24 protein-coding genes are annotated in these 25,956 nt (G+C 43.6%); 17 read left to right on the top strand and 7 right to left on the bottom strand.

Going from position 1 to position 25,956, the window contains the following annotated elements; translation table 11 throughout:
* Window positions 1-9: 9 nt before the first annotated feature.
* From pgsC to NSQ36_RS16760, 4 genes are all read left to right on the top strand, one after another.
* The gene (gene pgsC, locus NSQ36_RS16775; protein WP_003213696.1) at window positions 10-459 is read left to right on the top strand and encodes a poly-gamma-glutamate biosynthesis protein PgsC; all 450 of its coding nucleotides are present in this window, start codon (window positions 10-12) and stop codon (window positions 457-459) included.
* A gap of 18 nt (window positions 460-477) precedes the next feature.
* Window positions 478-1,644, top strand: coding sequence for a CapA family protein (locus tag NSQ36_RS16770; protein WP_137054309.1), 1,167 nt, complete (start codon window positions 478-480; stop codon window positions 1,642-1,644).
* Window positions 1,641-1,811 (top strand): hypothetical protein, encoded by a 171-nt coding sequence (locus NSQ36_RS16765; protein WP_003213661.1) that lies wholly within the window; start codon window positions 1,641-1,643, stop codon window positions 1,809-1,811. The genes NSQ36_RS16770 and NSQ36_RS16765 overlap by 4 nt, the downstream gene beginning before the upstream one ends.
* A gap of 106 nt (window positions 1,812-1,917) precedes the next feature.
* Complete coding sequence (locus NSQ36_RS16760) at window positions 1,918-3,141, top strand: C40 family peptidase (RefSeq protein ID WP_339206176.1); 1,224 nt, start codon at window positions 1,918-1,920, stop codon at window positions 3,139-3,141.
* A gap of 56 nt (window positions 3,142-3,197) precedes the next feature.
* Here NSQ36_RS16760 and NSQ36_RS16755 read toward each other — a convergent pair whose 3' ends face one another.
* Together NSQ36_RS16755 and NSQ36_RS16750 are read right to left on the bottom strand one after the other, a co-directional pair.
* Window positions 3,198-4,079 carry a Cof-type HAD-IIB family hydrolase gene (locus tag NSQ36_RS16755; protein ID WP_253622095.1) on the bottom strand — a complete coding sequence of 294 codons (882 nt, stop codon included), beginning with the start codon at window positions 4,077-4,079 and terminating at the stop codon, window positions 3,198-3,200.
* A 398-nt stretch (window positions 4,080-4,477) separates the two neighbouring features.
* The gene (locus NSQ36_RS16750; protein WP_003212964.1) at window positions 4,478-5,443 is read right to left on the bottom strand and encodes an LCP family protein; all 966 of its coding nucleotides are present in this window, start codon (window positions 5,441-5,443) and stop codon (window positions 4,478-4,480) included.
* A gap of 272 nt (window positions 5,444-5,715) precedes the next feature.
* Here NSQ36_RS16750 and NSQ36_RS16745 point away from each other — a divergent pair, with 272 nt between their 5' ends.
* Complete coding sequence (locus tag NSQ36_RS16745) at window positions 5,716-7,080, top strand: sugar porter family MFS transporter (protein WP_106035676.1); 1,365 nt, start codon at window positions 5,716-5,718, stop codon at window positions 7,078-7,080.
* A 137-nt stretch (window positions 7,081-7,217) separates the two neighbouring features.
* A complete protein-coding gene (locus NSQ36_RS16740) occupies window positions 7,218-8,615 on the top strand; it encodes a bifunctional glycosyltransferase family 2 protein/class I SAM-dependent methyltransferase (RefSeq protein WP_050944392.1) in 1,398 nt (465 codons plus the stop codon).
* Window positions 8,616-8,628: 13 nt separating this feature from the next.
* Here the strand turns inward: NSQ36_RS16740 and NSQ36_RS16735 are convergent, their stop codons facing one another.
* The 5 genes from NSQ36_RS16735 to kduI all read right to left on the bottom strand — a co-directional run bounded on the left by NSQ36_RS16735 (window position 8,629) and on the right by kduI (window position 14,052).
* The gene (locus NSQ36_RS16735) at window positions 8,629-9,774 is read right to left on the bottom strand and encodes a Ger(x)C family spore germination protein (RefSeq protein ID WP_050944389.1); all 1,146 of its coding nucleotides are present in this window, start codon (window positions 9,772-9,774) and stop codon (window positions 8,629-8,631) included.
* Window positions 9,771-10,871, bottom strand: coding sequence for a GerAB/ArcD/ProY family transporter (locus NSQ36_RS16730; RefSeq protein ID WP_050944387.1), 1,101 nt, complete (start codon window positions 10,869-10,871; stop codon window positions 9,771-9,773). Before NSQ36_RS16730 ends, NSQ36_RS16735 begins: the two co-directional genes overlap by 4 nt.
* A 3-nt stretch (window positions 10,872-10,874) precedes the next feature.
* Window positions 10,875-12,341 carry a spore germination protein gene (locus tag NSQ36_RS16725; RefSeq protein WP_050944386.1) on the bottom strand — a complete coding sequence of 489 codons (1,467 nt, stop codon included), beginning with the start codon at window positions 12,339-12,341 and terminating at the stop codon, window positions 10,875-10,877.
* Window positions 12,342-12,446: 105 nt separating this feature from the next.
* Window positions 12,447-13,220 (bottom strand): 2-dehydro-3-deoxy-D-gluconate 5-dehydrogenase KduD, encoded by a 774-nt coding sequence (kduD, locus tag NSQ36_RS16720; RefSeq protein ID WP_050944384.1) that lies wholly within the window; start codon window positions 13,218-13,220, stop codon window positions 12,447-12,449.
* Between the two features lie 4 nt (window positions 13,221-13,224).
* Complete coding sequence (kduI, locus tag NSQ36_RS16715; protein WP_003212793.1) at window positions 13,225-14,052, bottom strand: 5-dehydro-4-deoxy-D-glucuronate isomerase; 828 nt, start codon at window positions 14,050-14,052, stop codon at window positions 13,225-13,227.
* A gap of 262 nt (window positions 14,053-14,314) precedes the next feature.
* On the opposite strand from kduI, the gene NSQ36_RS16710 reads away from it, so the two are divergent.
* From NSQ36_RS16710 to manA, 11 genes are all read left to right on the top strand, one after another.
* Entirely contained in the window at window positions 14,315-15,325 is a 1,011-nt protein-coding gene (locus tag NSQ36_RS16710; RefSeq protein WP_050944382.1) for a LacI family DNA-binding transcriptional regulator, read from the top strand.
* A gap of 83 nt (window positions 15,326-15,408) precedes the next feature.
* Window positions 15,409-16,425, top strand: coding sequence for a sugar kinase (locus NSQ36_RS16705; RefSeq protein ID WP_080984757.1), 1,017 nt, complete (start codon window positions 15,409-15,411; stop codon window positions 16,423-16,425).
* Window positions 16,397-16,996, top strand: a complete 600-nt coding sequence (locus tag NSQ36_RS16700; protein ID WP_050944381.1) for a bifunctional 4-hydroxy-2-oxoglutarate aldolase/2-dehydro-3-deoxy-phosphogluconate aldolase — start codon at window positions 16,397-16,399, stop codon at window positions 16,994-16,996. Before NSQ36_RS16705 ends, NSQ36_RS16700 begins: the two co-directional genes overlap by 29 nt.
* Before the next feature lie 118 nt (window positions 16,997-17,114).
* Complete coding sequence (locus NSQ36_RS16695; protein WP_050944379.1) at window positions 17,115-17,570, top strand: GNAT family N-acetyltransferase; 456 nt, start codon at window positions 17,115-17,117, stop codon at window positions 17,568-17,570.
* Window positions 17,571-17,637: 67 nt separating this feature from the next.
* The gene (locus NSQ36_RS16690) at window positions 17,638-18,639 is read left to right on the top strand and encodes a sugar-binding protein (RefSeq protein WP_339206170.1); all 1,002 of its coding nucleotides are present in this window, start codon (window positions 17,638-17,640) and stop codon (window positions 18,637-18,639) included.
* A complete protein-coding gene (locus NSQ36_RS16685) occupies window positions 18,636-20,078 on the top strand; it encodes a histidine kinase (protein ID WP_050944377.1) in 1,443 nt (480 codons plus the stop codon). Before NSQ36_RS16690 ends, NSQ36_RS16685 begins: the two co-directional genes overlap by 4 nt.
* Window positions 20,072-21,490 (top strand): response regulator, encoded by a 1,419-nt coding sequence (locus NSQ36_RS16680; RefSeq protein WP_050944376.1) that lies wholly within the window; start codon window positions 20,072-20,074, stop codon window positions 21,488-21,490. Before NSQ36_RS16685 ends, NSQ36_RS16680 begins: the two co-directional genes overlap by 7 nt.
* A gap of 102 nt (window positions 21,491-21,592) precedes the next feature.
* Window positions 21,593-22,858, top strand: coding sequence for an ABC transporter substrate-binding protein (locus tag NSQ36_RS16675; RefSeq protein WP_050944375.1), 1,266 nt, complete (start codon window positions 21,593-21,595; stop codon window positions 22,856-22,858).
* Window positions 22,859-22,913: 55 nt separating this feature from the next.
* A complete protein-coding gene (locus NSQ36_RS16670; protein WP_199852788.1) occupies window positions 22,914-23,885 on the top strand; it encodes a sugar ABC transporter permease in 972 nt (323 codons plus the stop codon).
* Complete coding sequence (locus NSQ36_RS16665; RefSeq protein ID WP_050944374.1) at window positions 23,882-24,703, top strand: carbohydrate ABC transporter permease; 822 nt, start codon at window positions 23,882-23,884, stop codon at window positions 24,701-24,703. Before NSQ36_RS16670 ends, NSQ36_RS16665 begins: the two co-directional genes overlap by 4 nt.
* A 146-nt stretch (window positions 24,704-24,849) precedes the next feature.
* Window positions 24,850-25,800, top strand: a complete 951-nt coding sequence (manA, locus tag NSQ36_RS16660; protein ID WP_003212875.1) for a mannose-6-phosphate isomerase, class I — start codon at window positions 24,850-24,852, stop codon at window positions 25,798-25,800.
* The last annotated feature ends 156 nt before the right edge of the window (window positions 25,801-25,956 follow it).

Below are 25,956 nucleotides of genomic sequence, written 5' to 3'. Positions count from 1 at the left end.
ATATAGAAAATGTTCGGATCAGATCTTTATATCTCGTTAATTTTAGGTGTTCTACTTAGTTTAATCTTTGCAGAAAAAACAGGAATCGTACCAGCTGGACTTGTTGTCCCAGGTTATCTGGCGCTTGTATTTAACCAGCCAGTCTTCATTTTAGTTGTCTTATCTGTCAGCTTGCTTACGTATGTCATCGTTCGCTTTGGTCTATCGAAATTTATGATTTTATACGGACGCAGAAAGTTTGCTGCAATGCTGATTACAGGGATTGCCTTAAAGCTAGTCTTTGATTTCTTCTACCCAGTGGTCCCATTTGAAATAGCAGAATTCCGCGGAATCGGTATTATCGTTCCTGGATTGATTGCAAATACGATTCAAAAGCAAGGTCTTACGATGACCCTTGGAAGCACGTTACTTCTAAGTGGTGCAACATTTGCCATCATGTATGTTTACTATCTATTTTAAGATAAGGTGTGTCCAATGATGAATAAAAAATTGAGCTTTCAGGAAAAGCTGCTGAAAATCACAAAGAACCAAAAGAAAAAAACGAATAAACACGTGCTGATTGCTTTACCGATCGTCATTGCTTGTACATTTCTATTTACGTTTATCGGGCAAGCAAAAGTGCCAACTGTACAAAAGAATCCAGAAAACATCCTGACCGCTTCGTTTGTCGGTGACATTATGTTTGGAAGAAACGTAGAGAAAGTAACCGACCGCTATGGAAAACAGCATCTCTTTCGCTATGCCAAGCCATACTTTGATGTGTCAGATTATGTGACTGGTAACTTTGAGCATCCAGTCGCATCAGACCGGGAACAAGCGGCGCAAAAGAATATTCATTTAAAAACGGATGAGGATTCGGTCAAAGCGTTGAAGGATTTGAATTTCTCTGTATTAAACTTTGCGAATAACCATGCGGCAGACTATGGTGAAAAAGGGCTGAACAAAACGATTGATGCCTTTAAACAAGCTGACATGGATTATACAGGCGCAGGCCATAACCTTCAGGATGCGAAGCAGAACATTTCGTATAAAGAAGTAAATGGTGTCAAAATCGCTACACTTGGTTTTACTGATGTGTATGGGAAAGATTTTAAAGCAACGAATCGCCAGGCCGGTATCTTGCCAGCCGACCCATCTATCTTTATTCCGATGATTTCGCAGGCTGCTGAAAAGGCAGATGTCGTCGTTGTTCATGCTCACTGGGGACAGGAGTACAACAATGAGGTAAACGATAGACAAAGAGAATTGGCAAGAGCGATGTCTAAGGCTGGTGCTGATATCATTATCGGTGCTCATCCGCACGTTCTTGAGCCAATGGAAGTCTATAACGGCACGGCGATCTTCTATAGCTTAGGAAACTTTATTTTTGACCAAGGCTGGTCAAGAACACGTGATTCTGCACTTGTTCAGTATCATCTGAATGAAGATGGAAAAGCGACATTTGAAGTGGTCCCAATGTACATCAAAGAAGCAACACCTGCTCCGGTTAAAGCAGGATCATTTGAATCAAAATCCATTATCCGTATGCTGACAAATGGTACGAATGCGGATTGGAAAGAAAAAGACGGACACATTTTCTTTGAAGTAGATCACGCTGATAAAGTTAAACACTTAAAAGAAAACGGAGGGAAAGAGAAGAAATGAAATTTCTAAAAGCAAGCTGGCCGTTTGTTGCGTTAATTTTAGTCTTTGTCTTTATGTCTGCTTTTAAATTTAGTGACAGCCTCACAGATCATGAAAAACAAAAGATCTCGGTTGAAATGCAGAAAATCGAACAACAAAAACAGTCAAAAACGGAAGCAAGTAAATAACTCTAACGAGCATAGAGGGCACGCATTGCGTGCTCTTTTTTGTCGAAAAAAGGTGTAAAAGGTTAGGTGTCATGCCGAAACTATAGAAGAAAGGAGGGGAAAGGTCATGAAGTGGAAAGGAATAGTGATTGGTGGGTGCGCGCTCGTAGGGCTCATGTTCATGACTCAATCAGAAGCAGTTGCTCAAACAGCGTCTCCTTTGCAGCAAGCGGAAAAGTTGATTGGAACACCTTATCATAAAGGAGGAACCGATCCAAAAACGGGCTTTGACGCATCAGGGTTTACGCAATATGTGTACAAGACATCAGGCGCTTTTGATTTGCCGCGGAAGGTAATCGATCAGTATCAGATTGGAAAAAAGGTATCATGGGACAAAGCCCAGCCAGGTGACCTTGTATATTTTCGAAGCCTTGAAGAAACAAAGGATATCCCGACACATGTAGGATTTTACGCTGGTAACGATCAGGTCATTCACATCACGCTTAGTCAAGGTGTGGTGAAAACAAACGTCAGCAAAAGCAAATACTGGACGGACCGATTTTATGCAGTCAAACGACTTCCCGGCACACCGAAAATCTCGGATAATCATCTTGTGAAAGATGCGATGAAATATGTAGGTATTCCTTATGTATTTGGTGCAGCAGACCCTAAGATTGGCTTTGATTGTTCAGGCTTTTTACAATATGTATTTGAAAAATCACTAGGGATTTATTTGCCTCGAAGTGCTGAACAGCAGTGGATGGTTGGAGAAAAAGTGGCATTAGATGATATACGTCCTGGGGATTTTGTCTTTTTTAGCAACACATATAAGCCAGGCATTTCTCATGTAGGGATGTATATTGGGGGCGACCGTTTTATTCATGCGAGCCGTTCGGAAAGTGTCACGATTTCTTATTTGTCTGAATCGTATTGGCGCGAAAAATGGACAGGTGCGAAACGATTAACGGAGCTGAAATTAGCAAAAGAAGACCCGATTGTCTCAAAAGCCGCTACGTATATTGGTGAAGTTCCTTATGTCAAAGGTGGGACGAATCCAAAGCAAGGCTTTGACACAGCAGGGTTCACACAGTATGTGTATCGTGAAGTGCTTGGAATTGAGCTGCCTCGTTATGCGTCAGGTCAAGTCAAGGCAGGTACGCCTGTGAAACGGTCGGAGCTGAAGCCGGGAGATCTCGTTTTCTTTAGTGGCACGTCATTGATACCGGCCATTTATGCAGGATCAAATCAAGTGATTCACATGACCGTCTCAAATGGTGTCGTGCTTACGAATATGAAAACAAGTACGTACTGGAAGGATAAGTATGAGACGGCTGTTAGAATCAAAAAATAAAGAAAAAGCCCGATCCACGCTCGTATCGGACTTTTAGACTTCTCTTTAGGCGCTGATCAGACAAGCGTCTTTTTTTCGTGGAATTGATTTTGTAAAAGGAGATCAATAAAGTAAGCAACACCGTCTTCATGATTGCCTTTTGTAATGTAGGTGCTCTTGTCTTTAATGACATCAACGGCATTCCCCATTGCAATGCGGTGGCCTGCTTCCTCAAACATGGATAGATCGTTGGGGCTGTCGCCAATCGCATAAATATGTGAGCGGTCTACGCCGTAATGAGCTGCGAGCTTTTTAAGAGCATGTCCTTTTCCAGACTCTTTTGGAAGAACCTCAATGATATGTTTTCCAGAAGAGGTCAATGAAAGCTCAGGCATTTCCGCGAGAAGATCTCGAGCTTCCTGTAGTTTGTTCATATCAAACGAGAAGCAGAGTAATTTATAGGTCGCTTCATTCGACCCAAAAATCTGACGAATATCATCCACTGGTTTGATGCCGAATTGTTTGAATTGAGTCATTGCCCCTTCCCATAAATCAGCTATATCTTCATTTGGATTCGCGCTTTTGATCACATCAAATTCTGCTTTCAGCTTCTCTTTTCCATCAAAAGGAGAGAGGAGCGCATCGTCCGTGTAAACCTCAAAGTAAATGTTTCGTTCTACTAAAGCCTGAGCCGCTCGTTTTCCTGCTTCTTGGTCAAGTGTGATACGGCTGAAAAGTTCGTAACCTTCTGTATGAACGGTTCCGCCGTTTGCTGCAATAATAGGGATGTCCAAATCGCCAAGCAGTTCCTTCACGTCAAAAGTCGCCCGCCCTGTACAGATGGTGACAATATATCCCGCTTCCTTCGCGCGGATCAATGCCTCCCTGTTTTGAGCAGATATTTCACTTTTTGTATTTAAAAGTGTACCGTCTAAATCAATCGCAATCATTTTTTTCATCGCTGTCAAATCCTCCTTCATGCATGCAATAGCCTCTTCAAAGTATGTACGATTTCCTTCATTCTCATGAGCAATACGATGCTTGTCCTCTCTATCAAGGCTAAACAAAAATGATCGAATGATCAAGGAAATAAGCCAAAGGGGTAAAATCTGCATCATCGTCAGCAAGTAAAAAAGCGCCCCTTAGGGACGCTTTCAGCGTGTAGACAAACCCTCGCATTCGGTGTCAGTCCTGTGCGCCGATGCTCACGAATATTAAATTCGCTCCGCTTCTGTGCTCGTTCTTCCTAGAGTGCAAAGGTTTTCTATCACGCTGAAAAGAAGACAAAGGGCTAAAATAAAAACCAATTTAGCCCTTTGTCAACAATCAAAAAGCGCCCCTTAGGGACGCTTTCTGTTTATGATAATTCAAGCTGCTTCTTCAATTCAGTCTTCACTTCGTTTAGCTGGTTTTGATCCAATTGGTAATAATAAACTCCGTTTGGCTGGTAATCAGAGCCTTTCAGCTGAATGGTATCAACCGATTTCAATGACGTCAGAAGCGGGAAAAGCCCGACTAGCTCTTTCATTGAAAGGTTGGTCGCGACATTATCACCAAGTGTATCAATGATATTGTCATATGACGGAATAGATGTTAACGATTTTGATTTATCAAAAATGGCTTTTAATACTTCCATTTGACGCTGCCCGCGCATTAAATCACTATCTGCTTTTCTTGTTCTCACATATGCAAGAGCTTGATCACCGTCTAGCGTATGAGTTCCTGTTTGAAGCTGTACCTTGCCCTTTGTATCTTTTAGAACCTGTTTAACTACATATTCATCCTTGACGTTAATAGAGACCCCGTTTAGTTCATTGACGATCTCTTTAAATGCTTTGAAATTACTTTGGATCACAAAATCAACCGGAATATCTAGTAAATCTTCGACTGTACTTAAGGTTAAATCTGCACCGCCAAATGCGTGTGCATGTGTAATTTTGTCATAGCCATGCCCTGGAATATTCACGTATGAGTCCCTTGGAATGCTTAATAATTTCACGGTTTTATTTGTACGATTGACGGTTGCTAAGACCATCGCATCGCTTCGTGCTTGTTTCACTGTTTCGCCCGGTCTGCTGTCAATACCAAGCAGCAAGACAGAAAAGCTGTCTTTCCCAGGATCGAATGCTTCAATCCGTTTGACAGATTGAGCGCCGCGATCTAAAGATACTTGTGCTTTTTTTGCAGCGCTTGTCACTTTATAGTAGGCATAGCCTGTGACAGAAGCGGTTGTCAGTAAAAGGATACCGACTATAAATAGAGTGACTTTCACCCATGGTTTTAAACGCTTTTTTCCTTTGCGTTTGCTTCTTGATTGATCCATATATTTTAAACCCTCGCTATGATTTTTATAGTAAAGATGTCCTTCTTTTTGTCTTACAAACTAAAACAAATATACCTTAAAACGGGATATAGTGCGACGTTTTTTTCACTAACGCTTAATTGACGTTTCCTTATCGTAAAAAGTTTCAATGATACGCAAATGAAATATATTTGTCATAAAACATCGAAATGTTTGAAGTGACAGAAAGTGAGGAAAATGATTTTCCATAGAGAAACACCCAGTACATACAGAACAAAAGAGGGGTTATGAACATGAAAAATCGGAATGGATGGCTTTATTTTTTCGGCGCACTTGGCGGCGCCTTATATGGCTATGATACAGGTGTCATTTCTGGCGCCATCTTATTTATGAAAGAGGATTTAGGGTTAAACGCATTTACAGAGGGACTTGTTGTCAGCTCGATTTTAATCGGAGCGATGCTCGGTTCCTCTCTATCTGGAAAGCTGACAGATCAATTTGGGCGGAAAAAAGCCATCATCGCCGCAGCGATTTTATTTATTATCGGCGGATTTGGTACAGCCCTTGCTCCGAATACGGAAGTGATGGTCTTATTCCGAATTGTGCTAGGACTTGCTGTCGGGTGCTCGACCACGATTGTTCCATTATATTTATCTGAACTTGCTCCAAAGGAATCGAGAGGTGCACTGTCCTCATTAAACCAGCTCATGATCACATTTGGTATTCTTCTCGCCTATATTGTGAATTACTCTTTAGCGGATGCAGAGGCATGGCGCCTGATGCTTGGAATTGCGGTCGTGCCTTCTGTGCTTTTATTATGTGGGATTATGTTTATGCCAGAAAGCCCCCGCTGGCTGTTTGTCCATGGACAGGCAGACCGTGCGAAAGAGATATTATCTAAACTCAGAAAAAGTAAGCAAGAAGTGGAAGAAGAAATTTCAGACATTCAACAGGCGGAAAGTGAAGAAAAAGGCGGTTTTAAGGAATTATTTGAGCCATGGGTACGCCCAGCATTAATCGCTGGTGTCGGTCTTGCCTTTCTGCAGCAGTTTATCGGTACCAATACAATTATTTACTATGCACCAAAAACATTCACAAGCGTTGGTTTTGGTAATTCAGCGGCCATTTTAGGAACCGTCGGAATTGGGGCAGTGAATGTTGTCATGACGTTTGTGGCGATTAAAATTATTGACCGTGTAGGGCGTAAAGCGTTGCTCTTATTTGGGAATGCTGGCATGGTCCTTAGTTTAATAGTCCTGTCAGTGGTCAATCGATTTTTCGAGGGGTCAACAGCTGCGGGATGGACGACTATTATTTGTTTAGGGCTCTTTATCGTCATCTTTGCTGTCAGCTGGGGTCCTGTCGTTTGGGTCATGCTTCCTGAGCTGTTTCCGGTACATGTCCGAGGAATTGGTACAGGTGTCTCTACCTTCCTCCTTCATACAGGGAATTTAATCATCTCGCTTACATTCCCAACTTTACTAAGCGCGATGGGTATCAGTAATCTTTTCCTTATTTACGCGGTCATCGGCGTAGGCGCCTTCTTGTTTGTGAAATATATGGTGACTGAAACGAAAGGGAAAAGTCTTGAAGAAATTGAAGAAGATTTAAAAAAGAGGAACCGTTCCGTTACAGGTGACGAAGGAAAAACGGTGTGAACAATGACCGGCTGCCCGCATGCAGCTGGTTTTTCTTTGTTAAACAAACGTTTAATCAAGAAAGGACAATCTCTCATCTTCTGAACGTGCTGCATATGACATACATATGGAATAGGCGGGCGAAAGGTGGAAATGAGATGAAAGGGAAAACGAGCATTGTCATCCTGACATATAATGAACTGCATTTAACGAAAAAATGTATCGACAGCATCAAGCAGCATACCCGAAGTGACCAATATGAACTCATCATCGTTGATAATGCGTCAACCGACGGGACGAAGGAATATGTGAGAGAGCTGAAAGATGTGATTTTCATAGAAAATGCAGAAAATCGAGGCTTTGCAAAGGGCTGTAATCAAGGAGCAAAAAAAGCGACTGGGGATAGCATTCTCTTTTTAAATAACGACACGATCGTCACGGAAAACTGGCTTTCTCCATTAAAAGAGGCGTTATTTGCATCAGAACGTATCGGGATGGTAGGGCCAGTCTCCAATTATGTGAGCGGTCCTCAAATGGTCGAGCCAACGTATACAGATGTAAAGGAGCTTCCAGCCTTTGCGAAGAATTATACGGCTGCAAAAAAAGGTCAGAGAACTTATGTACATCGGCTTGTGGGATTTTGTCTGCTTGTGAAAAGAGAGCTCATTGAAGAGGTGGGTTTATTTGATGAGAGGTTCGTGTATGGATCTTTTGAGGATGACGACCTTTGTTTGAGATCCTTGCTGAAGGGATATCAGCTTCAAATCGTTCACGATTCATTTGTGCATCATCACGGTCATGCAACCTTTCGAGCGAATCAAGAAACGAACATCTCTACATTGTTTGCGGAGAACAGGCTTCGGTTTTTAGATAAATGGGGCATTGATCTTAATTTGATGACCCCTCATCCGTACTTTGCGGCTCTGCTGCCTGAAGATGCTGTTTGTGTACTGGATGCGGGATGCGGCGCAGGAGCAACAGGGCTTGAACTAATGAATCGGCAGTCTGTTGACATGTACGGAGTAGAGGCTGATCCATTAAAAGCAGCCATTGCAAAGGCATATTACAAAGAAGTCATCGAGGCAAAAGCGGATGAGTACCCATGGTTAGAGAAAGAGGCTTTTTTTGATGCGGTCATTTTTTCGGATGTTTTAGAGCATGTGTCAGATCCTTGGCACATCATTGAACAAGCGCACGCATCTTTAAAGCCAGGCGGCGTGATCATTTGCTGCCTGCCCAACATGATGCATGCGGAGGTGCTTTTTCCGTTAATGACAGGGGATTTTACGTATCAAGATGTAGGAATTTTAGACCGAGGTCACCTGAGGTTCTTCACACCAAATACCATGCGTGCGCTTTTCCCAGATCATTTGTTTGAACGGGTGATTGAGCAGAGGATCAATGTTCCGATTGATCAAAACGTCCAATTGTTTTTTGACGAGGTGGCAAGAGTAGGAGCGTCACTTGGCTTTCAAACAAAAGCGTTGACTGATCAAGTGACCTTGTATCAGCTTCTCATCGTCGTGCGTAAAAAAGGCGGCTCCCCTTCGGGATAACCGCCTTTTTGCTTTACCATTTAAAGCTTTTTGTTGCACCTTCTGCACCAAAGTTCAAGATGCTGACTTTGACATCGTAATCAATAGCTGCTTCTTGGAAGAGCCTATCCCACTCGGTACCATGCTGATCCCAATAGTCAGGATATTTCATACGGAACTGCTGGTTAAAAAATATGGGATCAACGCCCACTTCTTTTTGCACATGATGGACCGCTTTTTGAATGCGTTCTTTAATTTTATGAGCAAAAATCCGCTCAAATCGTTCGATATACTGCTCATCGAATGAGTTTTCAGGAGGATATTGATCCTCAGACAATTTTCCATTTGTTTGTACGCTAATTTTAAAGGATACCTTTCCATTTTTCAGATAGGGCTCGACCTTCGTTTTTGCTTTTTTGATTTCATACGTTATCGGATAACCTTTGTAGGTGGCAGGTACAACGCCGCCTGAAATTCGGTCCATCACCCAGTTTAAAGATTGGACATCCTTCGCAGGGATGAAACCGATCAGCTTACGTGTTTTTCCGTGAATGATGCCTGCTCCATCATAAATAAGTTCACCGTCTATCGCATCTACACTTTGCACAAGGAAGCTAACGCCCATCTGAAAGTAATCGGACGCTCTGCCAATACGTGTTGGCGGTACGATCTTTCCGTTAAAGCTTCGATTTTTAGATGTTTCGAAGATATGCTCAACTGGGACCTTTTGCTGTGATTTCAATTTTTGGTTGACGACTTTTGACGCATCTCCTCGTGTCACGAGGAGATAGCTGCTGCGCCGAACCTCATCATCTCGAATAAAATGATTGAGTGTTCCTTGAATATCGTGATGCTCCGCCTGGGTTTTACCAAACAAAAAGATTTTCAGGTGATCACTATAGATCGGCGGGTCCTTCAAGGCGACATTACTGACAGCCTCCAGCACATTTTTTCCCTTCGAGACAACATTCACATAGCTGGGAGAATCGGCTTCTTGTGTTCCGCCTGTTTTCGGTACAAGGTTTTGGTAGGTCAGCTTAACGCCATCCTCGTCTTCCTCATCAATACCAACACCGCGTACAAACGATAGTTTTTCAATATCCTTTAAATCCCAGCATCCTGCTGATAGAAGAAAAAGGCAGCAGGAAAAAAAGAATAACAGTACACGCCTTCCTCTCATGCAGAACGACCTCCCCATTTTTTGCGTATCATCAGCAGAACAGCTGTAATAAAAGGAATGGCTAAAACCGCGAACAATGCGTAGCCGAGTAAAGTAGAGTAGTAAAAGACTTCATTGATATTTTTCGGAAATAAAGAGAGGGCAGAGGTAATCAAAAACAGCAGCCAAAGCAGTCTCGTTACATTGGTCGTCTTAAAGACTGTGTGGCATCCTTTAATGGCAAATTGGAAAAAGCCAAGCATGCAAATAAACTGCTGGCACGTCCAGATCGTCAGTAAAAAAATATCAAATCTTTCAATGAAGACCCCTTCAAGTTCTAGTGCTTGAATGAGTGAGACAGTGGGCCAGGTGAGGGATTTTGTTTCTCCCACTGTCATGGAGCCAATCACAATAAAAAGTGTGAGCGAGTACACGAGGGTTGTAATTCCAACTCCAATGGCAGCGGCCCATTTCGCCTTCGACCATTTGTCTTTATAAATGAGTGGTACAACAAACAAAATGACCTCAAAGCCTGTAAATTGAATAAATGTTTGAGAGAACAAATTACTGAAATCTTTAAACCCGTGCGCCATGACAGGACGTAAATAATCAAAATCAAATATTTTCAGACAAAACAGCATGAGCCCAATGTAAATGATCAAGGCGATGGGATAAATGTACGTGACCATTTTGACGACTGGAAAGATACCACTTTTCAAATGATAGATCGCCACGAGAAGAAAAATCATCACAATCACTGCCATGGGAGTCGATTCCAGCAGGAAAAATTGGACAACTTCCCCGAGTACACGCGCTTCAAAACCGACAATGCCTAGTAAATAGGCAATCAGCATTAAATTAAAGAACGTGCCAATGATGGCACCGGCTCCTTTTCTATTTGACTCAAAAATAGTATCCGGCGCATTTTTTTCAGCAATCCATCCTAACAAAAAAGCAACGAAAGCAAAGATGACTCCCTGTATTAATACAATGATCCAGCCATCAGGGAATCCTGAATTGGCAGAACTGCGAGGAATGGTTAAAATTCCAGCGCCTATCATTGTAGAGCTGCACAGAATGGTGACTTGTAACAATGATAGCTTCTCAGCTCTGTACATCGTTTAATCTCCTTGTCTTTTGAGATTTTTTATTTTTGCTGTTTTCGGTCTCGATTTAAATAGCCCAATTGGTAAACGTACGTACGTATCCTTTAAATCTGAAAACGGTGAAGACAAAACAGGTGTGAAATAGTCAAAACCAAAGGTCTTTAATTGCATCAGGTGACAAAGCACAAATAAATAACACATGATTAAGCCATATAACCCAAACATCGCTGAACTGAAAATAGCCATAAACCGCAAGATGCGTAGCGGGAAACTAAAGTCATAGGATGGTGCCGTAAAGTCAGCAAGTGCAGTCAGCGACACAATAATCACCATTAAGGCACTGACAATATTGGCTTGGACAGCCGCCTGACCAATGATGACGCCGCCAATGAGCCCAATTGTCTGCCCGATGGCTCTAGGAAGCCGAAGTCCAGCTTCCCGCAGCAGCTCTATCGTAAAAGACATAAGAATCGCCTCAACAACAGGAGGGAACGGAACATTCTGCCGGCTGCCTGCGATGGTGAGTGCCATCCGTGTGGGTAATAAGCCTGGATGATAAGAGACAAGTGCAATGTAAAGCCCAGGTAAAAAAATCGTGAGCAGCACGGCGATATAACGGAGTAAACGTAAAAGAGTCGCGCTAGTCCATCTCTGATAATAATCTTCAGGTGATTGCATCAAGGCTGTAAAGGTCATCGGTAAAATGAGCGCAAAAGGAGTGCCATCGAGTAAAATTGACACTTTTCCTTCAAGCACAGATGCAATCACCCGGTCAGGACGTTCTGTATTTTGAATCTGCGGAAAAATGGAGATGTGGCTGTCCTCAATTAGCTGTTCAATATAGCCGGTTTCAGGGATGTCATCCATTTTGATTTCGGTCATACGTGATAAAACATCTTCTACTAATTTAGGGTCAACAATATCACGAACGTACACAAGGGCTGCGGACTTCTTATTGCGAGTACCTACATTTACCTTTTGAATGACAAGGTTTGGGTCGTTTGCCCGCTCACGGATCAAAGCCGTGTTTTTTTCAAGATTTTCAATAAAACCGATCCGAGGCCCTCTTACAAGGACTTCCGATTGTGGCTCTTCTACTTCTCTAAATTGAAAAAGGTTCGTTTGGAGCGCAAGTGCTTGAGCCGCGCCATCTACAAATAAAATAGCCCTGCCGTTATATAACTGCTCGATGGCAAGGTTCATATCCTCCAGCACGTCATTTTGGATGCCAAAGAACGTTTTAGACAGGGCTGGAAGCGTACTAGAATCAACCTCGGTGATAGCCAGTTCCTTTTGCATGGGTGAAATGATTTGTTTGGAAATCATCTCAAATTCTGTGAGTCCTTCAACGTACATGAGACATGCAGAGATAGCAGAAGGGCCAAATGAAAATGAGTGGAACACGATATCATCACTTTTCCCAGCAAAGCTTTTGACGCGCTTGATGACGGACGCTATATCTTGTTCAATACGACTTTTCATAATACCTCACCCTCATGTCATGTTTTTTATAGAGTGACTCGGATGGTGGAGAATTATGCAAATAGAAAAAAGAGAATCCCTGCAAATAGGAATTCTCTCGTCTGTTTATCTCGCAAGCCAGCCGCCATCAACCGCTAAAATATGACCGTTCATATAATCGGAGCCTGGTGAGCTAAGGAAAACAGCCGCACCGGCTAGATCCTCAGGCTTTCCCCAGCGCCCGGCAGGGATTCGTTTGAGAATCTCTTCATTTCGATTCTCATCGTCCCGAATGGCTTGCGTGTTATTGGTCGAAATGTAACCAGGAGCGATCGCATTCACTTGTATATGCTGGTTCGCCCATTCGTTTGCAAAAGCCTTCGTCAGCCCTGCGACTGCGTGTTTACTTGCTGTATAAGCGGGGACAAAGACGCCGCCTTGAAACGATAGAAGGGAGGCGATATTGACGATTTTCCCTTGCCCATTTTTCAGCATCTGCCGCCCAACCCTTTGGGTGAGGAAAAAGAGACTATTGATATTCACATCCATGACCGTATGCCAATCTTCCTCTGAATAATGAGCGGCCTGCTCTCTTTTAATGGTGCCAGCATTATTGATTAAAATATCGATCGTATGCTTTTGTAACATGGCATCGACAGCCTGCTTTGCAGTTTGAGGGTCGGAAAAGTCAACCTGAACCGCATGAAACGAGCGGCCCGCCTGTTCGACTAGCGCTTTCGTTTCCTCAAGCGGTGTGTGGTGGTATGTGCCAATAATATCTGCGCCTGACCTGGCAAGCGCCACAGCAATGCCCTGCCCAATGCCGGTTCCAGGACCTGTCACAAGGGCTGTTTTGCCTTCAAGAGAAAAGAGGGACGCTACATAGGATGCTATCGTCATCACATTACCTCAGCTGGTCCATTGGGACAAAGTCCATATCTTTAAACGTATAGTTCTCGCCCGCCATCGCCCAAATAAATGAATAATTCGCTGTACCCGAGCCTGAATGAATGGACCAGGCAGGAGAAATGACCGCTTCCTCATTGGCCACAACGAGGTGTCTTGTTTCAGATGGCTCCCCCATAAAATGAAAGACACGAGCATCTTCTTCGATATCAAGATATAAGTACACTTCCATACGTCGATCATGAATATGAGCGGGCATCGTATTCCACGTGTTATTGGTTTCCAGCTGAGTGATTCCCATCATGAGCTGACAGCTTTGGATGCCGTTTGCGTGGATGACTTGATACAGGTTTCGTACGTTTGAAGCAGACGCTTCCCCTAAGTGATTCGGTGTTAATTCAGCGATAGCTGCTTTTTGCGTAGGGTACGCTTGATGAGCCGTGGCGGATACAAGATAGAACTTGGCTCCCTCGCCGGATGAACTAGCAAACTGTACATCTTCGTGTCCAAGCCCAATATATAAGAAATCTTTGTGCTCCAGTACAAAGGCTTCACCATCGACAGTGACTGTTCCTTGACCGCCGACATTTACAATGCCGATTTCTCGTCTTTCAAGGAAATATTCTGTACGTAGAAAGTCGCCGGCATCTAATTTGAGCGGCTCTGCAGATGGCATGACTCCGCCAATCACCACGCGATCCTCATGTGAATAGTAGAGCTTTAATTCACCGCTGACGAATAGTGTAGGAATATGAAAATGACGACGAAGTTCCTCTGTTGTAAAACGTTTGACCTGCTCAGGATGTACAGCATAACGATTTTCCATTTGAAATAAGCCTCCCTTTCCATCTGAAACAAAGTATGGGTATTTTATTTGGTATCGGTTTCAAGGAAAATTTTAGAGGAAAAAGAGCATGCCGTCAACCGTTATTTTGAAATCGCTTTCTTTTTGTTTATTTAAATGTTTTTTTGCCATCTCCAAGCAAAAAAATCTTCTGGAATTCAAGAAATTATGATATGCTCTTTTTAAGTTATTTGAAATCGGTTTCGAAACAAATGAGAAGACATTGATTGTGGGAGTTTTTTGAATGAAAGAGAAAAAGCAAACGAAAGTGACCATCAACGAAGTGGCCGCTTATGCAGGTGTTTCAAAATCAACTGTATCCAGATATATCAATGGCAGAACAAATGAAATTTCTACTGAAAAGGTCAAAAAAATTAAAAAAGCCATTGAGGAACTGCATTATCGTCCGAGTCAGCTCGCACAAGGTTTGAAAGTAAGAAAAAGCAAGGTCATTGGGTTCATTGTAGCCGACATTACGAACCCATTCTCTGTAGCGACACTTCGCGGAGTCGAAGAAATTTGTGATGAATATGGATACAGCATCATGGTATGCAACACAGATAACCGACCAGAAAAAGAACGAGAAATGCTCCTCAAGCTGAATGCACATTATATTGAAGGGCTCATCATCAATACGACAGGTCAGAACAATGACATTCTGCAGGATTTGAAGGAAAACGGTGTGCCGATTGTCCTTGTTGACCGGAAATTACCTGAACTAAAAGTCGACACAGTGACAACGAATAACCGTGATATCACCATCCAGTTGCTTCAACAAATGTATGAGAAAGGCTATGAGCACATCGCCTTCTTTACTGAACCGGTCGATGGAATCAGTCCTCGTGAAGAACGAAAAGAAGCATATGAACAGACAGCCATGAGTAAATATAAGAAGCCGCTCATTGCAGAAATTGATTTGAAACAAAAGGAACAACTGCGAGAAGAACTTGTCCATTTTGTCCAATCAAGCCAGCAAAAAAAAGCGATTTTAGCAGCTAATGGATTACTTATGCTGAAGCTGATCAGTGAGCTTGTAGAACTCGGGTTAAAGATTCCAGAAGATATAGGCATCGCAGGCTTTGATGATACAGAATGGTATAAGCTGATTGGGCCTGGAATCACAACGGTTGCCCAGCCATCTCATGAAATGGGGAAAGCCGCCATGCAAAAAATCAAGACTCGGCTTGAAGGGGATGAAAGTGCGCCCCAAACCATTCAGCTTGATGGAGAAATCATCGTAAGAAAATCCTTATAAACAGACAGAGAAGAGTATACATATGTGAATGCTCTCTCTTTTTCAACTAATTTGAAACCGGTACCAAGAAAGGGGAGAAATGAGTGAAAGCATTGGATGCGGTCACATTTGGGGAATCAATGGCGATGTTTTACGCAAAAGAAGCCGGAGAGCTTCATCAAGTGCATACATTTCAAAAGGCGCTTGCTGGTGCCGAAAGTAACGTGGCAGTCGGTTTGGCGAGGCTAGGTTTTGATGTGGGATGGATGAGCAAAGTCGGAGCAGATTCACTTGGCACATTTATTTTAGAAGAGCTTCAAAAAGAAGGAGTCGATACAAGTGCAGTGATCCGATCAAATGATGGGGCTCAAACAGGGATATTACTTAAATCCAAAGTGATGGATGGAGATCCTGACGTCACGTATTATCGCAAAGGCTCTGCTGCGAGCACAATGAGTCCTAGCGACTTTCCCGCGAATTATTTCAAACAGGCAGGACATCTCCATATGACAGGTATTCCACCTGCATTATCCAATGAAATGAGAGCGTTTTCTTTTCATGCTCTTCAAAAGATGAAAGAAGCAGGCAAAACCATTTCATTTGATCCAAACCTTCGGCTGCAGCTATGGGAAGAGGAGGAAGATATGATCCATACAGTGAATCAGATCGCTTTTCAAGTAGATTGGTTTTTTCCGGGGCTTGCAGAAGGGCAAAGGCTCACAGGCTGTCATGAGCCGGAAGAGATTGCCGATGTTTATTTGCAAAAAGGCGTCAAGCTTGTGGTCATTAAGCTCGGTGCAGAAGGTGCCTTTTATAAAAGTGCAGCCAGTCAGGGGATTGTGAGCGGCTTTTATGTGCCAAATGTCGTGGATACAGTCGGTGCCGGTGATGGGTTTGCCGTGGGGGTTATCAGCGGTTTACTGGACGGTTTATCATATGAAAAATCTGTGACAAGAGCCAATGCTGTAGGGGCTCTTGCGGTGATGTCTCCAGGCGATAAGGACGGCCTGCCTACTCGGGAAGAGCTTCAGGCCTTTATGAAAGAAGCCAAACGATATCAGAGACGGGAATATATGAAGGGGGACGAAGGATATGGGAAAGTCAGCAAGTTTGAGCGTTAAAGAACGTCTCGCGGCTTGTAAGCTGATCGCAGTGGTGAGAGCGGGGAGCGAAGCAGAAGGCATTAAGATCATAGAGCGTTTAAAGAAAAAGGGCGTTCGTGCCATTGAAGTGACGTATACCACGCCCAATGCGGAACGCATCATCGCATCCTTTCAGCATGAGCAAGATCTGATTGTAGGAGCGGGCACAATCACCACCCTTCAGCAGGCGCAATCAGCCATTGACGCAGGCTCGCAATTTATTGTCAGTCCAGGATATCTTCCTGTCATTGGAGAGCATCTCTCATTTCACGACACACTCTATGTACCAGGTGTCCTCACCCCAAGTGAAATCATGCAGGCAAAAGCAGCTGGATACTGCTTGCTCAAACTTTTTCCAAGCGGCTCCTTCGGGTTATCCTATATGAAAAACTTACAAGGCCCATTTCCAGACATTGAATTTATTCCAACGGGGGGGATTCATCCAGCTGATGTGCCAAAATGGCTGAAAGCAGGCGCAGTGGCTGTAGGGGTCGGAAGTCAGCTGGAGAGCAGTACAGCAGAAGAATTACAAGCGGTTCTTTCTTCATAAATAAGCGCTATCAAATGAACAACTGGCAGATGGATGCCGGTTGTTTGTTCGTTTATCTGACATAACAGCAGGTAAATGCTGACTCTTCACGTACAATATTTGTGAAGGAGTGATAGATGTGTACATTCAACAAGATACACTCACGGATGGACAAATAGAGCAGCTGATTACCGCTCATATAGAAGAAATGAAAGAGCATTCCCCGCCAGAAAGCATTCATGCCCTTCCGTTAGCTGATTTGAAAAAGCAAGATGTCACAGTGTGGAGTGTGCGGGATGGAGAAGAGCTTCTTGGCTGCGGAGCGTTAAAGGAGCTGTCAAGTGATCACGGCGAAATCAAATCCATGAGGACCGCAGCTCACCATATGCGAAAAGGTGTAGCAAGGTATATGCTGAACCATCTTCTCCAAGAGGCAAAAAGGCGCGGCTATTCACGTATCAGCTTAGAGACAGGTGCGATGTCTTTCTTCGAGCCAGCAAGAAAACTATATGAGAGTGTTGGGTTTTATATTTGTCCGCCTTTCGGTTCATATCACGAAGATCCAAACAGTTTATTTATGACAAAGGAATTATAGAGGTTGAGAGAGTATGCTTATAAGCAGCTCTTTTTTTATGCGCAATTTTTGAAAGGGGGAGGATGTGGTGAAAGGTTCAAAGTGGATCGTGGTGGGCGCCTTTCTCACTTTTTGTGTCGTATCTGTCATTTTTTTAACATCATTAGGTCAAGATTTATTTAAAATTGAAAACGCTTCCGAAAAAGCGTCAACAACCTATCAATATCACTTTGTCCTTGTACCGGAGGAGCTTGATAACGAATATTGGCAGCTAGTACAAAAGGGAGCTGCTGATTCGGCAGCCGCTCATCGCGTGTATTTAGAATATTTGGGTCCGAAGCAAGCCGATATAGACGACCATTTGAAAACCATTGATATGGCAATCGCAGGGCATGTCGATGGCATTATGACACAGGGACTTGATGCGAAAAAATACAAACCGCTTTTTCAGAAGGCGAGGGAAAAGGGCATTGATGTTGTCACCGTTGATACGGATGCAGAGGGGAGCAAGCGTCAAGTGTATGTAGGCACGGACAATTATTATTCTGGCTTTATCGCAGGACAGGCACTCATCGCAGATACAAAAGGCGAACAGTATGTAGGAATTGTCACAGGCAGGCTTGATGCCGTTCATCAAAAGCAGCGCGTCAAAGGGTTTCGAGATGCCGTCGCCGCTGAAAAACGCATTCATATTGCTGGAATAGAAGAATCAGCCATTACCAAATCAGGGGCCTCCGGTGCCGCGTATAAACTATTAAACGATCATGCGAAGCTCACCGCATTTTACGGCACGAGTGCATTAGATGGTGCAGGGATTATTCAAGCAACAGCGCAATATCAATCGTCCACAGATATCTATGTACTCGCATTTGATACGTTGCCAGATACGATTCAGGCGCTCGATGATGGAGAGATTGATGCAGTCGTTGTTCAGCACCCTTATGAAATGGGCTATCAAGCAGTGGAATCGCTTGTGCGTTTGCAAAAAGGTGAAAAAGAAGAACCGCTTCAGTACACAGGAACGAGTGTGATTCGGCGCGGGGATCTGCCGCTGCAGCAAACAGACAGAAGGCAGGGGGTGCAGCCGTGAGAAGGATTCGAAGTAAATTGCTACTGGCATTTTTGACCCTTGTGTTCCTTGGCAATGTGGCCGCTTTTTTCGTCTATTGGAGCAGCTCGAATATCACATCAGAATATAGCAGAAGCTTTCGTTCTTTTCTCCTGCTTAATGATATATCGACAGAGGCAAAAACGATGTATGAAAAGGTCAATGCGTATGCGATTGAAAAGGATCAGCAGTTTGCCAAAGAATATCTAGCTTCAAAACAAAAAATGAAATCCTACGACCAGGCATTGCGAAAAGATGCCGGGCTTCATGCGGCCATTCCTTCTATCGAAAAATACCAATATATGATGCGGACGCTCATCAATGAAAGTGATGCGACCATGACACATGTAAAAGAAGGGAAAATCAAAGAATATGCAGCAAGTGTGAAGGAAGTAAGAACCGTCTCCTCCTACATACAAGAGCAAACGATGACCCTGCTTGATGATGAATTGTCTGAGTATCAAGTACTCTATCAATCTTTGCAAAAAAGACACCAAACCTATGCGCTCTTTACCCTATGTTTGTTTACGCTGTCCATTGGGGTCGCCTTATGGATGGCGTATATGATTGCTGGCGGGATATCAAGACCGATCGTCCATCTCTCTCGAAGCGTAAAGGAAGTATCAGAAGGAAACTTTGATGGAGCGAACTTGCATGTCACCTCAAAGGATGAAATTTCTGTATTAAATGAGGCTTTTCAGCGAATGCGACAAGAGATGAAAATGATGATTGAAGAGATGAAACAAAAGGCAGCCTTAGATCAAAAAATCAAAGACATGAAGCTGAAAACGCTGCAAAACCAAATGAACCCACATTTTTTATTTAATACCTTAAACATCGTCTCACGCATGGCTTACTTAGAATCAGCGGATGCCACATCGAGGTTGATCCAATCTGTTTCCACTCTCATGCGTTATTCGCTGTCAGCTCTCAGTGCATCCGTTACGCTCGAACAAGAAGTAAAAGTGGTCAAAGAATATTTTCATATACAAGAAACGAGATTTGCCGATCGTATCACATGCAAAACGATCATAGATGAATCGTGTTTATCTGTACATATCCCAAGTCTCACCTTACAGCCGCTTGTTGAAAATGCCTTTATTCATGGCGTCGAACCAAAGGAGGAAGACGGGCTTGTCGAACTCTCGATCTATCAAGAAGGCGGCTATGTGATGATTCGGATTCGGGACAATGGGATGGGAATCAACGAACAAGAGAAAAGGAGATTGCTATCAGAAAAAGAAGAGGAAGATCCAAACATCTTGAGTAAAGGGCATTCGACAGGGATCGGTCTTCGCAATGTGATGTCAAGGCTGCATTTGTTTTATGGGGTAAAAGATGCCCTGCAAATTGACTCAAAGCCAAACGAAGGCACCACCATTCAATTGGCTATTCCGATGAAGGAGGGACCATCATGCTGAACGTGCTGATTGTGGATGATGAAAAAATAGAACGGCTAGCGATGCGGAAGTTCATGACGGATTGGCTTCCAGAGTGTCATATCGCAGGAGAAGCTGAAAATGGAAAGAAAGCGGTTGAATTCGTGCGAACTGAGCCCGTTCATCTTGTGCTCATGGATATTCAGATGCCCGGAATGGATGGACTCACAGCGATCAAGCAAATCAAAGCGAGCAGTCCTCATACAAAATTTATTATGCTGACAGCCTACGATACGTTTGATTATGCCAAGCAAGCGATGCAGGAAGGGGTGAAGCAATACCTCGTCAAACCGGCTGACAAAGATGAAACCATCGCCGCCATTCGCACGGTTGTGGCAGAGATTCAGCAGGAGGCGTCTCAGCGGCAGGCGATGGCGGCCGGTCAGCAGTCAAATTGGCTTGAAGCTCATGTCATAAACGGTCAATCCTATACCTCAACGGAGTTTCAACAACTGTTTCATGAATTCGAAGCAGGTCTTGTCATCGCTGTACAGCGGACAATCAGGGATCAGCTGTTGATTGATTTACAGACATCTCCCCTTTTTCATACAGTGCCGATTCAGGTGAGTGGTGAGCTGTTTACATGTCTTATTTATCGTCACCAAGCGCCTGGTCAGTTAAAGGCAGATGTCCTGCAGGCGATTCGAACTGCCACAACAAGCGATCAGCCTTCACCTGTCGTTGGCATAGGACACCCGGTCTCAAATCCGCTTTATCTTCAGAAAAGTGCAGCAGAGGCGAAGCTTGCCTATTATCAGCGGAAAAAGAGCCCCGGCGTTGTTCGTTATGGTTTTTACCAAACAGAAGAACAGTCTCATCCATTGATCCATCTGCCTGAGCTTGCAGACGATATGATGCAGGCAATGGAAGAAGGGAGAAGAGAGGATGCGCTCGCTTTATTCGATGCCTTTGAGCTAGAGGGGGCGACCCTGTCACAACTAAAAGAGCTGCTGATTTTATTTAAATCACGGCTCCGAACAGACTGGCCAATATTAACGATCAGCACCGCTGCTGAATGCCGTCAGTGCTGTGAATATTTATTTGACGTGTACGAAGCAAGAAACCAGACTGTGAATGATATCGAGCGGGCAAAGCGCTACATCAAAACGCATTTTTGTGAACAGATCACGCTGGAGCAGACTGCCGCCTATGTTGATTTAAGTCCAACCTATTTCACAAAACGGTTTAAAGACGAGACAGGGCTGACATTTAAAGAGTATGTGACGACCTGCCGGCTGGATAAAATCAAAAAGCTTCTCAAAGACAGCTCGCTTAGTTTAAAAGAAATTACCTATCAGGCAGGATATACAGACCCCAATTACGTCAGCCGTGTGTTTAAGAAGATGGTGGGTTGTTCAACGAAGGAATATCGAAAACAGACCGTAAAAAAATGAAGAATTTCATAAAAAAGTGAAGAAGTTTGCCTAAAAAAAAGAAAGGATCTGCCATTATACTTATTATGATAACGCTTACAAAATGAGGATGGGGGATCAATCATGAAGGTTAAATTAGGCTTTACGCTGTTAGTACTCTGTATGCTTATCGTCACTGCCTGTAGTTCATCGACGAGCTCAGATGCGAAAAAAGAGGGCGGAGCAGAGAAGCTCGACATTTTCTCTTGGTGGACTGGAGCAGGTGAGGAGGACGGACTGAAAGCACTCATTCAATTGTTTGAAGAGAAAAATAAAGACATCCCAATTGAAAATGCAGCCGTCGCAGGTGGTGCTGGTACAAATGCAAAGGCTGTTCTGACTAGCCGGATGCAAGGAAATGACCCGCCAGCTACATTCCAAGTACATGGCGGAGCGGAGCTGAATGAGAGCTGGGTCACAGCAGGCAAAATGGAGCCTCTGGATGATCTATATGAAAAAGAAGGCTGGAAGGACAAATTTCCAGAATCACTCATCGACCTTGTCAGCAAAGATGGGAAAATCTATTCAGTACCAGTGAATATTCACAGGGGCAATGTGCTTTGGTATAACAAGAAGGTATTTGACGATGCAGGCTTAGAGCCACCAACGACCTTTGATGAATTTTTCAAAACAGCAGATGCATTAAAGAAAAAAGGCATTACACCGCTCGCACTTGGGGATAAAGAGCCTTGGGCAGCAACACATTTGTTTGAGAGTGTGCTGCTCGGCGTTTTAGGCGCTGACGGTTATCAAAAGCTTTGGGCTGGCGACATGAAAATGGATGACGCAAAAGTGAAGGAAGCGGCAGACATCTTTGGACGTATGCTTGAATACGTCAATGATGACCACAGCTCACGTAACTGGCAGGATGCCTCGCAGCTCGTAGCAAAAGGAGACGCTGCAATGAATGTCATGGGCGACTGGGCGAAGGGGTACTTTGTGAATGATCTGGATCTGAAGGTGAATAAAGACTTTGGATACGTGGCGACTCCTGGCACAGAGGGAAGCTTTATGGTGATCACCGATACATTTGGACTGCCAAAGGGCGTGAAACAGCCAGAAAACGTGAAGAAATTCTTATCTGTCTTAGGATCTGTGGAAGGACAGGATGCATTTAATCCGCTGAAGGGATCGATTCCGGCACGTGTGGATGCAGATGTTTCTAAATATGATGAATACGGAAAATCGGCGATGAAGGCATTTAAAGAATCAAAGCTGGCGCCGTCTCTCGCGCATGGTTCAGCTGCTGAAGAAGGGTTTGTGACAAAAGCGAATCAAGCCGTCAATATCTTCGTCACACAAAAAGACAGCAGCCAGTTTGTTTCATCTTTAAAAGATTCAATGAAATAAAGACGAGGAGGCGGCGACTAAGCACCGCCTCTTTTTTAAAAAGGAGTGTAGCTTCATGCGTATGGATACATCGCCGATCACAAAAGCAGCAACACCCAAAGTCAAACGTGTGCGGAAAAAATGGAGTGGGGATCAGCTGCTTGCGCTTCTATTTTTAGCCCCGTCGGCTGTTTTATTATTCATCTTTGTTTACGGCTTTATTGGCTGGACAGGGTATGTGTCATTATCAAATTGGACCTCGCTTGTTCCTGATTTCTCTTTCGCAGGTCTTCAAAACTATATGATGCTGTTTCAAGATTTCCGCTTTCAGTCAGATCTTCGAAACACGGTCTTTTTCACTCTATTCTTTATTGGAGCCGTTATTGCCTCTGGGCTCGCACTTGCGATTTTACTAGATCAGAAGATCAAGGGTGAATCTCTATTTCGGAATTTATTTTTCTTTCCAATGGCCCTTTCCTTCGTTGTGACAGGGGTCGTCTGGCAATGGATTTTAAACCCGTCCACAGGGGTGAATCTATTTTTAAAGACGCTTGGTATCCAGCCTAAGTGGTACACGGATACGAACATTTTAGCTGGATTTGTCTGGGGGAAAATTGAGTTTGGTGTCCCTGCAGCAATGATTGCAGTCGTGATTGCAGCTGTTTGGCAGATGACTGGATTTTCTTTAGCAATGTATTTGGCGGGTTTGAGAGGCATTCCAGAGGAAGTAAGAGAGGCTGCTAGAATGGATGGCGCAACCGAGTGGCAGATTTACTGGAAGATTATTTTTCCTCTATTAAAACCGATTACTGCAAGTGTCATTATCATCATGGCTCATATTTCATTAAAGATTTTCGATTTGATTTACTCGATGACAGGACCGGGTGCAAACTTTGTCACAGATGTTCCGGGCGTTTACATGTTTGAAATGACCTTTAGAGGAAACCATTATGCAGGCGGTGCCGCCATCGCGATTGTGATGCTGATCTCTGTTGCGGTCTTTATCGTGCCATATCTCCTGTCGAGCCGGAAGGGGGCGTCATCATGACAGCTAGATGGTTTGTCCGTCCAGTCCTTTATGCTTTATTGATTTTGTGCAGTCTGTTTTTTCTAATGCCAGTCTATGTCATGCTCGTCACAAGCTTGAAGCCATTAGGTGAAGTGACCCTTGAGAAAATGTGGGCGCTGCCGTCAACACTCGATTTTTCAAGCTATCAAATCGCATTTGAAAAGCTAGCGCCCAATTTAATGAATTCTCTTTATCTAGTCATTCCGGCTACCTTATTGTCAGCTGTCTTAGGGGCGATGAATGGCTATGTCCTATCAAAATGGCGTTTCAAAGGATCAGAAGTGGTCTTTACGCTGATGCTGTTTGGAATGTTTATTCCATATCAAAGTATCCTCATTCCACTCATTCAATTTTTACGCGAAGTCGGATTGTATAATTCGATTCCAGGTTTGGTGCTTGTCCATGTCGTATATGGACTCCCAATCACAACGCTCATGTTTCGAAACTTCTATGTGAGCATTCCTGATGAAATGATTGAATCGGCAAAAATGGACGGTGCAGGGTTTATCGGGATTTTCAGACATATGATTCTTCCGCTTTCGATCACAGGATTTGTTGTAGTCGCCATTTGGCAGTTCACAAATGTGTGGAATGAGTTCTTATTTGCAGTCACGATGACCACTGCGGAGCATCAGCCAGTGATGGTTGCCTTGCAAAATCTATCAGGCAGTCAAATTGTGCAATGGAACGTCCAAATGGCAGGGGCGATATTGGCCGCATTGCCGACACTTTTAGTCTATATTCTGCTCGGAAAATACTTTGTCAAAGGGCTTCTCGCAGGCTCTGTCAAAGGATGAAACATTTTTGTGTTATCGTTTTCATTTGGTGTACTGAAAGGATTGACTTCTCTTTAGATAGCGTCATAATAAAAGTTGAGACTTGCTAGTTTTCATCAAGCTTGGCAAGGATTATCAAAGGGTAGCAAAGGGAGGAGTCATCCTGAATGAAGCAGTCACCAATTTTTTTACTGCCTGAATTGAAGGAGAGAATATGGGGAGGTACAGCCTTAAGAGATCAATTTGGCTATGATATTCCTTCTGATCAAACGGGAGAATGCTGGGCAATTTCTGCTCATCCAAACGGACCAAGTGTCGTGCAAGACGGTCCATATAAAGGGAAAACGCTGATCGAACTATGGGACAATCACAGAGAATTGTTCGGGGGAATAGAAGGCGATCGATTCCCGCTGTTAACCAAAATTTTAGATGCAAACCAGGACTTATCCGTTCAAGTTCATCCAGATGATGATTATGCGGAAAGACATGAAAATGGCGAGCTTGGAAAAACAGAGTGCTGGTATATCATTGACTGCAAAGAAGGAGCAGAAATGATCTATGGGCACAATGCAAGAACAAGAACTGAGCTTGTGACCATGATGAACAGTGGAGATTGGGAAGGTCTTTTACGTCGTGTGAAGATAAAGCCTGGTGATTTTTATTATGTGCCAAGCGGTACCATTCATGCGCTTTGCGAAGGAACGCTTGTCCTCGAAACGCAGCAAAGCTCAGATACCACCTATCGGGTATATGATTATGAACGAAAAGATCAGAATGGCAATGAACGTGAACTTCATTTTGCGCAAGCCATTGATGTCACAACGGTTCCCCATGTAGACGGGTATGCAGATGAATCAGTTGAAACACGTCGTGGGCTGACCATTCGAACGTTTGTTGAAGCAGAGTATTTCTCTGTGTATAAATGGGAAATTGATCAAGCAGTGGAGCTTTCGCAAGATTATTCATTTTTGCTGTGCAGTGTAATTAGCGGGGAAGGGGCTCTAACGCATGATGGGCATACATATCCACTGCCTAAAGGAGCTCATTTTATCCTGCCAGCTGAAACAGGAAGCTTCTCAATTGAAGGAACTTGTGAGCTGATTGTATCGCATATATAAAGAAAAAGAGGACTTCGAAGGGGTCCTCTCAGATTGTTGACAAAGGGCGAAAATGACCTTTGTTTTTGCCCTTTGTCTTCTTTTCAGCGTGATAGAAAACCTTTGAAGTCTAGGAAGGACGAGCACCGGAGCGGAGCGAATTTGACATTCGTGAGC

This window comes from Bacillus sp. FSL W8-1143 (genome assembly GCF_037965155.1).
In the GTDB taxonomy this organism is placed as follows: Bacteria; Bacillota; Bacilli; order Bacillales; family Bacillaceae; genus Bacillus; species Bacillus pumilus.
This window is presented reverse-complemented; position numbering and strand designations above follow the sequence as displayed.